The following is a 12851-nucleotide window of genomic DNA, read 5'->3' on the forward strand; positions in this document are numbered from 1 at the left end:
TAAACTGCTCCTTTCGTACAGACAATGCTGTCTGCTTACGTTAATAAATTTATTTTACCACAAAATATGCAGAAATACTTGCAAAATATGCTTAAGAGCATCATAAAATATCAGACGCCTGGTGTAATTTGACGGCTGTCTGTGTTATAATGTATCTTGGTGATTAATTTGAAGAAAACAATGTATAATTTAGCTACAATGTGGCTGACGCTGAGCGTCATTTTTTTCCTTTGTGAATATGTAACCGGTATGCTGCAGGTTGTTACCCTGGGCGGTCTGGTGGCAGGTTCCTTTATCGAAGGCGCTTTTATGTGCCTGGGCCTGAAGCTGATGCATGTTATTGTCGACAAGCAGTTTTTGCTGACAAGGCTGCAGGAGCTTGCGCAGCGCAGAAATGATTGCATAAAGGCTATGCTGGTGATGGCTGCCTTTTCCATGGAGGGTGCCGTAACCGTTTGCCGCATGCTGCCGGGTTATGACCTTAACTTTGGCATTATGCACGGTATTTTTCTTTTGCTGCTTTATCCGGCAGCCGCTATTGTGTTGGATAAATTGATGTTAAAGGAGCAGGTTGAGCATGGAAATTAAGTTGATTGCCAGCGATATGGATGATACACTTTTAAATAAGGACTGCCAAATTTCTCCGCGTAATGAGGCAGCTATCAGAAAGGCACTGGACGCAGGCAAGATTTTTTTGATTGCCACGGGCAGAATGTACGTTTCCGTGCGTCCCTATGCGCAAAAGCTGGGCCTTGATGTGCCGCTGGTTACCTATAACGGCGCTCTCGTTAAGGGCAGCCTGAGCGGTAAGGTTTATTACGAGCACAAGATGAAGCTGCCTACAGCCAACGAGGTACTGGCGTACTGCCGCGAGAAGGGCTATTACCTGCAGCTTTATGTGGGTGACAGTATTTTGATTAAGCAGGAGAATGACTGTTCCCGCATGTATACCAAAATCAGCGGTATTCAGACGACTGCTATCGGTGATGCACTGTATCATACGGATGAAGAACCGTACAAGATTCTGGTAATGACCAAGAGCGAGGAATTTGCCGATGTATGGCAGCAGTTCAAAGAGGATTTTGCCGGCAAGCTGGATGTTACCAGCTCTAAAGACAATTTCCTGGAGCTGATGGAGCCCGGTGTCAACAAATGGGAGGCGGTTAAGAGCGTAGCTGCAAGCTACGGCGTACAACCGCAGGAAATTATGTGCATCGGTGATTCCAATAACGATGTGAAGATGATTGCCAATGCCGGTATCGGCGTTGCTGTTGCCAATGCTAAGGACAGCGTGAAGCAGAATGCAAAAATCATTACGGCATCCAATAATGATGACGGTGTTGCTTTGGTAATCGAAAGCATTTTGACGCCACAGGCAGCGGAATAAAATGAGGGAGCGTGTTTAGTGCGCTCCCTTTTAATAATGTAGAGATAAGGTTGGTGACAGTAATGGCAGAGGAAAAATCTTTATTGGAATATGTGCGCAGGCAGGCGGAGCTAAATCAGCAGGATGATAAAAAGCAGCAGGCTCTGCAGGAAGCTCATGCACACGCTCACAACCATCCTAATAAGAAGAAAGTTGTCAACCGCCTGGCACGCATTGAAGGCCATGTGCGTTCTATCAAGACTATGGTAGATAACGACAGGGATTGCTCTGAGGTGCTGATTCAGATAGCTGCGGTGCGCAAGGCGCTGGATAATACGGCCAAGGTTATTTTGAAGGACCATCTGGAGCATTGCATTCTGCACGCTATCGAAAAGGGTGAGGGCAGCAAAAGTCTGGAAGATTTTGAAGCGGCTATTGACCAATATCTGCGCTAAAAAAAGACTGCACGTTAAGAACGTGCAGTCATGTTTGAGATTAGACCAAAGCTACTCTTTGCTGCAGCTTGGGAACGAAGAACAGTAAAAAGCTGCTGCGGGCAATATAGAAGATGAGGAAGGCCAGCCACAGGCCGATGTTGCCGTAAAGCGGGATAAGCGTAAAGTAGGCGGTAAGGTAACAGCCTGCGGTCAGCAGCATGGAGATGCAGATAGGCCTGGTGTAGAGCGCACCATTGAAGACGCCGTAGTAGACGATGCCAAGCGCGCTGATAAGCGGGAAGAAGGCTATGAACAAATCGTACTGTTGCGCTGTGGCAATGACGCTGTGCAGATTGGTGAAGCAGCCAAGAATGGCGTGACGACAGCAATAATAGCCGACAGTCTGCAGCAGGCCGAAGCCGATGGCCCAGATGAAGCTGATGCGCAGCGTATCATTGAGCATGGAGCGGTCATGCTCGCCGAAGGCAATGCCGGAATAGATGGCACCTGCCTGCGAAAGGCCGGTCAGAATATCACCCATGATGAATTGGATCTGGAAAAGAATAGAATTAGCGGCCAAAAGCTCGCCGCCGAAGGCTGAGCTTTGATGCATAAAGCTGTTGACCATGATAATCATGCAGAACATACGCACGGTGAGATGCGAACCGCATTGCAGCATCTGGCGGCAAGTGGGACCGGAAAAGATTTTTCGCAGCGGAACTGCTGTCAGAGGCAGGGGCTTATGCTTGGCATAAAAGTACAGAATAGCTAAAAAGCCGGTAATATTGGCGATGCAGGTGGCAGCAGCAACGCCGGTTACCTCATAATGCAATACAATGACAAAAAGCACGTCCAGCAGCAGGTTGATGATGTTGCTGGCAAGTGCGGTGAGTACAGCGATACGTACATGCAGCGTGCCGGCGAACCATCCCTGTGCAGTCTGGAAAACGAGCGTCAGCGGCATAATCCAAATGAGCATGCGATAATATTGCTCTAACATAGGCCTGGTTGCTGCGTCGGGATTGAAGAGCAGCAAAGCTGTCCGCCAGATAGGCTCCTGCAAAATGACGAGCAGCAGGCCGATGCCGAAGGCTGCAAGCACTCCGCGGATAAAAGCACCGGCAAGCAGCTTGCGATCATGCTGACCTAAGGCTTGTGCCGCAAAACCGCTGGTAGATATTTTCAGAAAGCCGAAAAGCCAATAGACTGTGCTGAAAATTACTGCGCCTAAAGAAACGGCGTTAATGTATGTATAATTCCCCAAATGCCCGACTACTGCAGTGTCGACAGCACCCATAAGCGAGGCCGCCATTGTAGAAAATGTAAAGGGAAGACTTGTTTTTATAAACTCCATATGAGATAATTTCATTGCTGCATCACATTCCTATTAAATTTCTTGCAAAACTATAATAACCCCCTATAGGGGATAATGTCAATAGGAATAGTTATCATTAATTTAGCTTTTTCCTGAAAAATTTACATAAAAGCTGTGTTTTTGTTCAAAAGAAGGGATATCTATGTCTATTCTGCCGATTTTCATACCGCATGCAGGCTGTCCGCATCAATGCGTTTTTTGTAACCAAAAGACAATTAGCGGACAGAAGCTGGCTGCTGTCGCAGGTGCCAAGGAGCAGCTTGCGCGTTGGCGCAGCTGGCTGCGTCCGAGCGTGGTCAACGAGGCGGCGTTTTACGGCGGCAGTTTTACCGGGCTGCCCCTGGAGCTGCAGGAGGAGCTTTTGGCGCTGACGGACGCATTGCTGGCCGAAGGCTTTATCGGTAGCGTGCGCCTTTCCACACGCCCGGACTATATAGATGAAGAACGCTTGCAGCTTTTGCAGTGTCATGGGGTGCGCTTGGTGGAGCTGGGCGTGCAGTCGCTTGATGACAGGGTGCTGGCGGCAGCGGAGCGCGGACACACGGCGGCGCAGGTGGCGCCGGCGGTGGCGCTTTTAAAACGCTTCGGCTTTCAAGTCGGCCTGCAGCTGATGGTGGGCATGCCCGAGCAAAGCTTTGACAGCGTGCAGGAAACAGTACGCAAAGCGATAGCAATGCAGCCTGACGTGGCACGCATCTATCCTTTATTAGTAATCAAGGGTACGCCGCTGGCTGCGGACTACGCGGCGGGGCGTTTTGTACCGCTGACGCAGGAGGAGGCCGTGACGCAGGCAGCCTGGGTTTACCGCGAACTGACGGAAGCAGGCGTGAATGTTATCCGCATCGGCCTGCAGCCTGACGATGAGCTGTGCACGCCGGGGAATATCCTTGCTGGACCGTTTCACCCGGCGATGGGTGAGCTGGTAAAAAGCAGAGTGCTGCGCACCGAAGTGACGTCAAAATTAGAAAAGTTGGCTGACTGCGGCGCTATTACTATATATTGCCCTGCACGCCTGGAATCGAAGCTGCGTGGGCAAAAAAGCTGTAACCTGCGCTATTGGGAGGAATACTTCCCGGGTCTTGCGCTGCAGATAATTCAAGATAAGGCAGATGAGATAAGAGTATGTCCACATGTAAATCCTTCGCACCGATAGCGGACGAGCAAAGCAGAATATTGATTCTCGGCTCTATGCCGGGGATAAAATCATTGGAGCAGCAGGAATATTACGCGCATCCCCAAAACCGCTTCTGGCGATTGCTGGCACTGCTTTTAAATGAGGATGTGCCGCAAAATTACGCGGTTAAGCAGGCTTTGCTGCATAAGCATCACTTGGCGCTGTGGGATACGCTGGGCTATTGCGAGCGTGACGGCAGCTTGGACAGCAGCATCAAAAACGAAGCGCCGAATGCTGTTATCGAGCTTGTAAGCGAGCTGCCGCATTTGCAGGCGGTAGTGTGCAACGGAGGCAAGGCGGCTGCAGCCTTTAAAAAATATTTTGCCAAAAAACTGCCTGAGCGGGTGCAGGTTTTCTATTTGCCGTCCACAAGTCCTGCCAACGCGCGCCTGCGTCTTGAAGGTTTGGCTGAGCGCTGGCGGGTTATTTTGCAATTTTTAACATAAGAGAAGTTCTTCATGGTGTAAAAAAACAGCATTTTATGATACAATAAAAAGATATAATAACTGACTTAGAGAAAATAGGTGATTTCTAGTGCGTTTAAAGTCCTTTTCAACCTATGGCTTTAAATCCTTTGCTGATAAAACTGAATTGACCTTTGACAAGGGAATTACTGCTGTTGTCGGACCGAACGGTTCGGGCAAGAGCAATATTTCGGATGCCATCCGTTGGGTGTTGGGCGAGCAGAGCGCCAAGTATCTGCGTGGCAGCAAAATGGAGGATGTTATCTTCTCCGGCAGCGGCAAGCGCAGAGCGTTGGGCGTAGCAGAGGTCACCGTTGATTTTGATAACAGCGACAGAACACTGCCGCTCGATTTTGAGCAGGTAAGCCTGACGCGCCGCATTTTCCGCAGCGGCGAAAGCGAATATGCGATTAATAAGAAAAGCTGCCGCCTGAAGGATATAATCGACCTGATGGCGGATACCGGTCTTGGTAAGGGCTCCATGTCCATTATCGGCCAGAATAAAATTGATGAGGTTTTAAACAGCCGTCCCGAGGACAGACGCAGTCTGTTTGAAGAAGCGGCAGGTATTGCCAAGTACCGTCTGCGCAAAAAGGATGCGGTGCGCAAGCTGGATGATACGGCCAATAACCTTACGCGTATCAACGATATCCGCAGTGAGGTGGATGCGCAGGTAGAGCCTTTGGCGCAGGCAGCAGCCAAAACGCAGCAGTTCAACGAGCTGAGCGAGGCGTTGCGCCGTTGCCGTTTATCCGTGCTTTTGCGTCGTTTGGATGCGCTGGAGGAAACAGGCAATGAGCTGCAGGCGAAAAAAGAAGCGGCGGCAAGTGCTTATTCCGAGCAGGCAGCGAAGGTCGGCAGCATGCAGGCCGAGGCCGTACAGGTACAGCAGGAGCTGGATAAGCTGGCCGAGGCTTATAATAAATTACAGGATGATATCAAAAACCGCGAAACTGCTTTGGAAAAGCTGCGCGGTGACCAAAAGGTTTTGGATGAACGTGTCAGCCAGAACGAAAAGGCCAGCGAACGCTTAGTGCAGCGCAATGAGCGTTTGGAGCAGCAGGTGCGCGAGCAGGAAGCGAGAATGCAGGAGCTGGCAACAGAGTTTGATGCTGTCGAAAAAAGACATGCTGTGGCCGATGGCGCTGTGAAGCATCTGCAGGCGCAGCGTGACGAGCAGAGCGCTAAGCTGGAAGAGGCGAAGCGCAATGATGAGCAGGCGCAGTCACAGTTCTTCAGCGGCATGCAGGAGCTGATTAAGCTACGCAACGAGCTGCATAATCTGGAACAGGAGCAGGAGCAGCGCGCACGTCGCCGAGAGGCTTTGAAGAAAAGTATAGAAGAAGCCGAGGCGGCGGACCGTCAGGCACAGGAGCAGTACAGCAGCCTGTTGGAGCAGCAGTCGCAGTGCGCTCACGGTATGGAGCTGGTGCGCAAAAAGGGCGAGGAGCTGCGCAGTGCCTATGATGCAGGTCAAAAGGAGCTGCAGGCTGTACGCAGCAGTCAGCAGCAGTGCCAGCGTCAGTTGACGGCGGCCGAAACACGCGAGCAGAGCTTAAAGCGTCTGCAGCAGAGCTACGAGGGCTTCAGCTATGGCATCAAAGCGGTGCTGAAGGCGCAGGAGCCTTGGCGTGAGCAGGTTGTAGGCGTGGCAGCGGAGCTGTTGCAGGTAGAAGATAAATATGTCGCTGCTATCGAAACAGCGTTGGGCGAGGGTGCGCAGAACCTGGTGATGCGCTCTGCCAATGCGGCGAAGGAAGCAATTGCTTATTTGAAGCGTTCCAATAGCGGACGCGCAACCTTCCTGCCGCTGGATACCGTACAGCGTCGCGGCCCGAACCGCGAGGAGGAAGCACTGGCGAAGCTGCCGGGAATTCTTGGCTATGCGGTTGATTTAATCGGCTTCAAGCCCGAGGCGGAAAACGCTGTCCGCTTTTTGTTGGGCAGAGTGCTGATTGCCGAAAACATTGATGCTGCCTTGGCTGCAGCAAAGGCCGGACGCTACCGTCTGCGCGTAGTTACGCTTGACGGCGATGTGGTAAACGCCGGCGGCAGTATGAGCGGCGGCAGTAAAAAGCATAAGGAAGGCTATTTGAGCCGTAATGTAGAAATTGCTCAGGCGGCAGCACAGGTGAAGCAGCTGCATGCCGAGATGCTCAGCTGGCAGGAAAAGCTGGAGGAGCTGGAAGAAACCGAAGGCAAGCAAAAGGAGCAGCTGCAGCAATTGGCAGCAGAGCTGCGTCAGCAGCAGCTTAAGGCCGACAGGCTCAAGCTCAATCTGGAGCAGGTACAGCAACAGAAAACGCGCGATAATGAGCGCCTGCTGCTGCTTTTGGATGATCGCAGCAATATCACTGCGGCCTATATGGCAAACCGTGATAAGGTTAAGGAGCTGCGCGCGGCAGTTGCCGAGCGCGAAGGACAGGATACCGAGGCCAAGGAGCTGTTGGATAACCTGAAGAAGGAAATCGCCAAATACGGCAGTGCGGTTACTGCATTGGATAACCAGCTGCAGGATGCCAAAATTACGCTGCAGACCTCTGCCGTACGCACGCAGGATATCAGCAAGGCTATGCACAGACTTGACCAGGATACACTGCGGCTGCAGGAGGAAATTGCTGCCAACCAAAAAGAGCAGGAGCGCAGACAGCAGGAAATTGCCGACTGTGGTGTGCAAAAGCAACGCCTGCAGCAGCAAAGCGATGAGCTGTTGGCACAACTGCAGCAGATTCTGGGCGGTAAGGATGACTTTGCTCAGAAGCGCGGCAGCCTGCTTGATAAACAGCAGGATATTGAAAAAGAGATTGCCGGACTGCGCAAGCAGGTGAATGACAGTGAAGCACAGCTGAAGCAGACAGAGCTGGACTTGGCACGGCACGAAAGCAACTGCGGCCATATTCGTGAGCAGCTGCAGCAGGATTATCAGCTGGATGAGGCGGCGGCGCGCGGTCAGGATTTTGCCGAGCTGCAGGCCATGGATCTGGCGGCGCTGCAAAAACAGGAAAGCTGTCTGACACTGCAGATTGCAGACCTGGGACCGATTAATGCGGCGGCGATTGAAGAATATAACGCAGTGAAGGAGCGCAGCGAATTCCTGTGTAAGCAATATAATGATTTGTGTATAGCAAAGGAAAATCTGGAGGCTGTTATCGCAGAAATCAACAGCGGTATGACCAAACGCTTCAAGGAGGCCTTTGCCAAAATCAACGAATACTTTGCGCAATGCTATGTCAAGATATTTGGCGGCGGTACGGCGGTGCTGCGTCTCACAGAGCCGGATAATCTGCTGGATTCCGGTATTGATATCGATGTCCAACCACCCGGCAAAAAGCTGCAGAGCCTGTATCTGATGAGCGGCGGCGAAAGAGCGCTGACGGTTATCGCACTGCTCTTTGCTCTTTTGAGCTATCAGCCTTCGCCGTTCTGCATTCTGGACGAAATTGACGCGCCTTTGGATGACGCCAACATTCAGCGTTTTGCCGATTTCCTGCGGGATTATGCAGGAAACACGCAGTTTATCGTGATTACACACCGCAAGGGAACGATGGAATGCGCTGATATCATGTATGGCGTAACTATGGAAGAATCCGGTGTTTCTAAACTATTATCCGTAAAAATAAATGCAAAGGAGAATGAATAATGGGATTTTTTGAGCGTTTAAAGGAAGGCCTTTCTAAAACAAGACGCAATTTTACTGACCGCATTCAGGAGCTTGTAGGCCTGTCTGCTGCGATTGACGATGATTTTCTCGATGAGCTGGAAATGATTCTGCTGTCTGCGGACGTAGGCGTAAAAACTACCGAAAAGCTGATCGACGCAGTGCGTAAAGCAGCGAAGAAGAAAGAAATCAGCGGTACCGAGGATGTTATACCTTTCTTGAAAAAATATATGGCAGAAATGCTGGCAGACAGCGGCCAACGTACACGTATCGGTGCCAAGCCGACGGTTATTCTTGTTGTTGGCGTTAACGGTGTAGGCAAGACTACTACTATCGGCAAGCTGGCAAATTACTTCACTTTGTTCAAATACAAGGTTGTTCTGGCAGCAGGCGATACCTTCCGCGCTGCGGCAGGCGAGCAGCTGCAAATTTGGGGCGAGCGTGCGCATTGCGACGTTATCCGCCATGCAGAAGGTGCTGATCCGGCGGCAGTTGTCTTTGACGCTATGAAGGCAGCGATTGCGCGTAAGGCAGATATCCTCTTTATTGATACTGCAGGACGCTTGCATAACAAGGCTAACCTGATGAACGAGCTGGAAAAAATTCACCGCATTATTAAGCGCGAAATTCCTGAAGCTCCGCACGAAACCTTCCTGGTTCTGGATGCTACTACCGGTCAGAACGCAATCAATCAGGCTAAGGTGTTTATGGAAACCGCCAAGGTTACCGGCGTTGTACTCACAAAGCTGGACGGCACTGCTAAGGGCGGTGTGGTTGTGGCAATTAAGGAAGAGCTGGGACTGCCGGTTAAATGGATTGGCGTAGGCGAAGGCATTATGGACTTCCGCCCCTTTGAGCCGGATAAGTTTGTCGAAGCACTTTTTGACAGCGGTAAATAAGATGCTCTTGCAGCTGACAGGCGTTGAGTCCTGTTGTTTATATGAAGATGTTTGAAAATCTCCCGACAGCTGTGTTTGGCAGCGTTCGGGAAATTTTTTGTGCGGGCAGAAAAAAAGCCGTGTGCGGAAGCACACGGCGGTGGTAGTAGGGACTAGGATCATTCTTGCTTCTCTACATGCATATCATGCTTTAGCTTTTCTATATCATCAATAGACAAACCGGAAAGTTCAACGATTTCTTGCGGAGAATAGGAACCTTTAGCCAGCATGAGTTTAGCTACTCTGAGTTTTTCTTCGGCTATACCTTCGGATTTTCCTTCAGTTCTACCTTTAGCCTCACCTTCGGCAAGAGATTCTTCGCGAATATCCTTCATACGCATTTCATAAGTCATATAGGAATCCCTCACGTTCTTATCAAGCTTGTTCAGCCTTAATTTTTTCAACCTGCTCAACAGAAAGCGAAGTACCTTTAGCGACATCTTGTACTGACAAACCCATCCTTAAAAGACGCTTAGCAGTAGCAAGTTTTTCTTCGGCTATACCTTCAGCTTTACCTTCAACTCTACCTTTAGCTTCACCTTCGGCAAGAGTATCCTTTATACGCATTTCGTAAGTCATATAGGAATCCCTCACTTTCTTATCATTCTTGATTTCCGTAATCGTATCGGCAACCTCACGGGTGAAGTTGCTGGTAACTGTATTGTTGTTGATGTAGTCAAACAGGCTTTGAATATCCGGCGATACATCGCCATTAGTGCCTAATGTGTTAAGAAACATAATAGCAGCTTCATCTGCTAATTCAATCTCCATGTTTTCCATGCAACGTCTTTTAAAAGTATAAATACGCTGGGAATCCTCAAAGAAGTCAAACAGGCAGAAGAAGATGATATAAGTGGGAGAAAGCTCGTCATAATCTTGTCCCTTTTGCAGCACATCTGTATCCAACACGGCCTGGTAGTAGCGAGTGCGCTTGGGAAGTTGAATTTACCAGTACGGCTGACAGGATTTTTGACCTGCATTTCGAGATTATAGTGCGTATTGGTGTCATCAGCAATTCTGACGTCCAGGCGAATACCATGGCTGTCGGGATAAACATCAAGTGTCTGTTCTGCTTCAAGATAGGTGATATCTGCAATTTTGGTGTGTAAAAGCTCCTCCAGAATATGCTTGCAGATGCGCTTTCTGAGCATAACGTGCTTGAACAGAAAATCGTTGGAAAGAGTGAGTTTGTCAAGATTAGATACTTGCTTTTTCATATGTTTCCTCCTTTGATTATAGCATAAAGTTAGGCAAAAATATATAAGATGGCAGATGTAAAAAAAGCGCCTGCCGAAAGCTCGACAGGCGCCACTGGTCCGCACGACCAGGCAAGAGCTCCGCAAAATTGCGGTGGCTCATGCAACTAAGGTAATTATAACATAGAAAAAGAATAAAAACAATAGTTCGTAAAGCAAACATTTTTTGCAGATAAAAGCGCTCCCAGTTTTTGCAAAAAAGGCAACTACTAAGAATATCTTCTGCTTTTTTCTGTTTAATCGAATTACGATTCATGATATACTTATTATGATTTGCAATTTTGCTAGTGTTATAATTAAAGGTGAAGAAAACTTCAAAGCGTAACAAAATATTGTGATGCATGTGCGTTGAATAAATAATTATTAAGGAGAAGAACTTATGGTTATAAAATATGCAACTAAGGAAGATATTGCCGCGATTGCCGCAGTGGAGGCAGAATGCTTTCCGCCGGCGGAGGCAGCAACGGAAAAGGAGTTTGTTGACAGAGTGAAATATTACGGCAATCATTTCTGGCTTATGTATGAGGCTGAAAAGCTGATTGCCTTCGTGGACGGTTTTGTGACGGATGAGCCTGATTTGACGGATGAAATGTACGAGAAGGCAACGCTGCACGATGAAAACGGCGCGTGGCAGATGATTTTCGGTGTCAATACCATTCCTGCTTATCGCAAGCATGGCTATGCCGGGGAGCTGATTCACCGTGCGATTGAGGATGCCAGAAAACAGGGGAGAAAGGGCCTGGTGCTGACCTGCAAGGATAGGCTCGTTCATTATTATGCAAAATTCGGCTTTGCCGATGAGGGAGTGTCCGATAAATCTACGCATGGAAATGCTGTCTGGCATCAGATGAGGCTTACATTTTAATTAGGGAGCTTACAGGAATACTATAAGTTGCAATGTACATCATGGCAAAATGATTGCCTTATATCTGATGAATAAAAGGTGTACGTCAAATAAATAAGCAGCTGCGCAAGCCAAAAGCCTGCGCATTTTTTTGCCTGCGGACTGCAAAGCGTTGCCAATGGCTTAGTAGGCAACGTGTCGACGGACAAAATTTGTCAGAAATGTGAAGAAAATAGTTTACGCTTTTTTGTATATGTGTTACAATATTTATGTTATAGAATTATGCGACTTTTTTGGATGTGATTGATATAATGCAAAAGGAATTGATTATGCGCTGTCTGCCTACAGCGTTCTGCCATGCTTCAACAGTATTGGCGCTGCCCGACGGCAGCCTGCTGTGCTGTTGGTTCGGCGGTACGCACGAGGGAGAAAGCGACGTGGGGATCTACATCAGCAGACGCACGGATGCAGGCTGGAGTGAGCCAAAGCTGCTGGTGAACGGGGCGGCGGCAAACTGGAATCCGGTGCTTTTTGCGGGCGCGGACGGAAGATTGCTGCTGTTTTACAAGCAGGGCCAGCAGATTGCCGATTGGCAGACGTGGCTGCTGCAGTCTACGGATAACGGCGAAACCTGGAGCAGACCGCAGGAGCTGGTGCCCGGTGATGTGAGCGGAGGACGCGGACCTGTACGCAATAAGCCGTTGCGCTTGGCGAGCGGACGCATTCTTGCCGGTGCGTCTACCGAACATGGTATATGGAAGGCCTTTGCAGATATCAGCGATGACGATGGCGCAAGCTGGCATAAATCCTCTGCAGTGCAGATTGAGGGACTGCAATATCAGACAGGCGAAAAGACTGCCGACAGTAATATTGCCGTAAGCCAGCAGTCTTTTTACGGACGCGGCGTAATCCAGCCGAGCCTGTGGCAGAGTGCGGACGGCAGCGTGCATATGCTGCTGCGCAGCAGCGAGGGCTTTGTCTATCGCAGCGATTCTGCGGATGACGGCGAAACCTGGTGCAGTGCCTACGCTTTGAGTCTGCCGAACAATAACAGCGGTCTTGACTTGGTGCGGACTGCCGGCGGTGTACTCTACTTGGTGTGCAATCCGGTGGCTGCCAACTGGGGTCAGCGTTCTCCCTTAAGTCTGTTCAAATCCACAGATGAGGGTGCGAGCTGGCAAAAGCTGTTTGACCTGGAAACAGAGCCTGCGGAATTTTCCTATCCGGCGATTATTGCTGACGGCGAGGACCTTATGCTCACCTATACTTATAAGCGTTGCAATATTGCTTGTGTAAGATTGAGCGCGGATGAACTTGTTACCCTTTAAATTTAAAATAT

12 protein-coding genes and 1 pseudogene are annotated in these 12851 nt (G+C 49.5%); 9 read left to right on the forward strand and 4 right to left on the reverse strand.

Features of this window, described 5'->3' with window-relative positions; genetic code table 11:
• The first annotated feature begins 180 nt into the window (after positions 1-180).
• The 3 genes from M5E81_RS05000 to M5E81_RS05010 all read left to right on the forward strand — a co-directional run bounded on the left by M5E81_RS05000 (position 181) and on the right by M5E81_RS05010 (position 1821).
• Positions 181-588, forward strand: coding sequence for a hypothetical protein (locus M5E81_RS05000; RefSeq protein ID WP_009145259.1), 408 nt, complete (start codon positions 181-183; stop codon positions 586-588).
• A complete protein-coding gene (locus tag M5E81_RS05005) occupies positions 578-1387 on the forward strand; it encodes a Cof-type HAD-IIB family hydrolase (RefSeq protein ID WP_009145260.1) in 810 nt (269 codons plus the stop codon). Before M5E81_RS05000 ends, M5E81_RS05005 begins: the two co-directional genes overlap by 11 nt.
• Before the next feature lie 62 nt (positions 1388-1449).
• Positions 1450-1821: a metal-sensing transcriptional repressor gene (locus M5E81_RS05010; RefSeq protein ID WP_009145261.1), complete on the forward strand. Its 372-nt coding sequence runs from the start codon at positions 1450-1452 to the stop codon at positions 1819-1821.
• A gap of 40 nt (positions 1822-1861) precedes the next feature.
• Here the strand turns inward: M5E81_RS05010 and M5E81_RS05015 are convergent, their stop codons facing one another.
• On the reverse strand, positions 1862-3172 hold the full coding sequence (locus M5E81_RS05015) for an MATE family efflux transporter (protein ID WP_320803127.1): 1311 nt from the start codon (positions 3170-3172) through the stop codon (positions 1862-1864).
• A 148-nt stretch (positions 3173-3320) separates the two neighbouring features.
• On the opposite strand from M5E81_RS05015, the gene M5E81_RS05020 reads away from it, so the two are divergent.
• From M5E81_RS05020 to ftsY, 4 genes are all read left to right on the forward strand, one after another.
• Positions 3321-4331: an elongator complex protein 3 gene (locus M5E81_RS05020; RefSeq protein ID WP_009145263.1), complete on the forward strand. Its 1011-nt coding sequence runs from the start codon at positions 3321-3323 to the stop codon at positions 4329-4331.
• Complete coding sequence (locus M5E81_RS05025) at positions 4301-4798, forward strand: DNA-deoxyinosine glycosylase (protein WP_249748021.1); 498 nt, start codon at positions 4301-4303, stop codon at positions 4796-4798. Before M5E81_RS05020 ends, M5E81_RS05025 begins: the two co-directional genes overlap by 31 nt.
• A gap of 88 nt (positions 4799-4886) precedes the next feature.
• A complete protein-coding gene (gene smc, locus M5E81_RS05030) occupies positions 4887-8456 on the forward strand; it encodes a chromosome segregation protein SMC (protein ID WP_249748022.1) in 3570 nt (1189 codons plus the stop codon).
• Complete coding sequence (gene ftsY / locus M5E81_RS05035; protein ID WP_009145266.1) at positions 8456-9373, forward strand: signal recognition particle-docking protein FtsY; 918 nt, start codon at positions 8456-8458, stop codon at positions 9371-9373. The genes smc and ftsY overlap by 1 nt, the downstream gene beginning before the upstream one ends.
• Positions 9374-9531: 158 nt before the next feature.
• Here ftsY and M5E81_RS05040 read toward each other — a convergent pair whose 3' ends face one another.
• The 3 genes and pseudogenes from M5E81_RS05040 to M5E81_RS05050 all read right to left on the reverse strand — a co-directional run.
• Entirely contained in the window at positions 9532-9765 is a 234-nt protein-coding gene (locus M5E81_RS05040) for an RpnC/YadD family protein (protein ID WP_009145268.1), read from the reverse strand.
• A gap of 22 nt (positions 9766-9787) precedes the next feature.
• The gene (locus M5E81_RS05045) at positions 9788-10321 is read right to left on the reverse strand and encodes an Rpn family recombination-promoting nuclease/putative transposase (RefSeq protein WP_336604767.1); all 534 of its coding nucleotides are present in this window, start codon (positions 10319-10321) and stop codon (positions 9788-9790) included.
• Positions 10322-10437: 116 nt separating this feature from the next.
• A pseudogene (locus M5E81_RS05050) lies at positions 10438-10629 on the reverse strand (Rpn family recombination-promoting nuclease/putative transposase); the annotation flags it as partial.
• Positions 10630-11047: 418 nt separating this feature from the next.
• Between M5E81_RS05050 and M5E81_RS05055 the strand changes: the two are divergent.
• Together M5E81_RS05055 and M5E81_RS05060 are read left to right on the forward strand one after the other, a co-directional pair.
• A complete protein-coding gene (locus tag M5E81_RS05055; protein WP_009145271.1) occupies positions 11048-11533 on the forward strand; it encodes a GNAT family N-acetyltransferase in 486 nt (161 codons plus the stop codon).
• 290 nt (positions 11534-11823) lie between these two features.
• Positions 11824-12840 carry a sialidase family protein gene (locus tag M5E81_RS05060; RefSeq protein ID WP_249748024.1) on the forward strand — a complete coding sequence of 339 codons (1017 nt, stop codon included), beginning with the start codon at positions 11824-11826 and terminating at the stop codon, positions 12838-12840.
• Positions 12841-12851: the final 11 nt, after the last annotated feature.

Origin of the sequence: Phascolarctobacterium succinatutens (assembly GCF_023497905.1) — a bacterium.
Lineage (GTDB): Bacteria > Bacillota > Negativicutes > Acidaminococcales > Acidaminococcaceae > Phascolarctobacterium_A > Phascolarctobacterium_A succinatutens.

Excerpts from the sequence above, each read along its gene's own strand:
- M5E81_RS05015 (WP_320803127.1), bottom strand. The coding sequence starts at position 3,172 with ATGAAATTATCTCATATGGAGTTTATAAAAACAAGTCTTCCCTTTACA.
- M5E81_RS05025 (WP_249748021.1), top strand. The coding sequence starts at position 4,301 with ATGTCCACATGTAAATCCTTCGCACCGATAGCGGACGAGCAAAGCAGA.
- M5E81_RS05000 (WP_009145259.1), top strand. The coding sequence starts at position 181 with ATGTATAATTTAGCTACAATGTGGCTGACGCTGAGCGTCATTTTTTTC.
- M5E81_RS05005 (WP_009145260.1), top strand. The coding sequence starts at position 578 with ATGGAAATTAAGTTGATTGCCAGCGATATGGATGATACACTTTTAAAT.
- M5E81_RS05020 (WP_009145263.1), top strand. The coding sequence starts at position 3,321 with ATGTCTATTCTGCCGATTTTCATACCGCATGCAGGCTGTCCGCATCAA.
- M5E81_RS05040 (WP_009145268.1), bottom strand. The coding sequence starts at position 9,765 with ATGACTTATGAAATGCGTATGAAGGATATTCGCGAAGAATCTCTTGCC.
- ftsY (WP_009145266.1), top strand. The coding sequence starts at position 8,456 with ATGGGATTTTTTGAGCGTTTAAAGGAAGGCCTTTCTAAAACAAGACGC.
- M5E81_RS05010 (WP_009145261.1), top strand. The coding sequence starts at position 1,450 with ATGGCAGAGGAAAAATCTTTATTGGAATATGTGCGCAGGCAGGCGGAG.
- M5E81_RS05060 (WP_249748024.1), top strand. The coding sequence starts at position 11,824 with ATGCAAAAGGAATTGATTATGCGCTGTCTGCCTACAGCGTTCTGCCAT.
- M5E81_RS05055 (WP_009145271.1), top strand. The coding sequence starts at position 11,048 with ATGGTTATAAAATATGCAACTAAGGAAGATATTGCCGCGATTGCCGCA.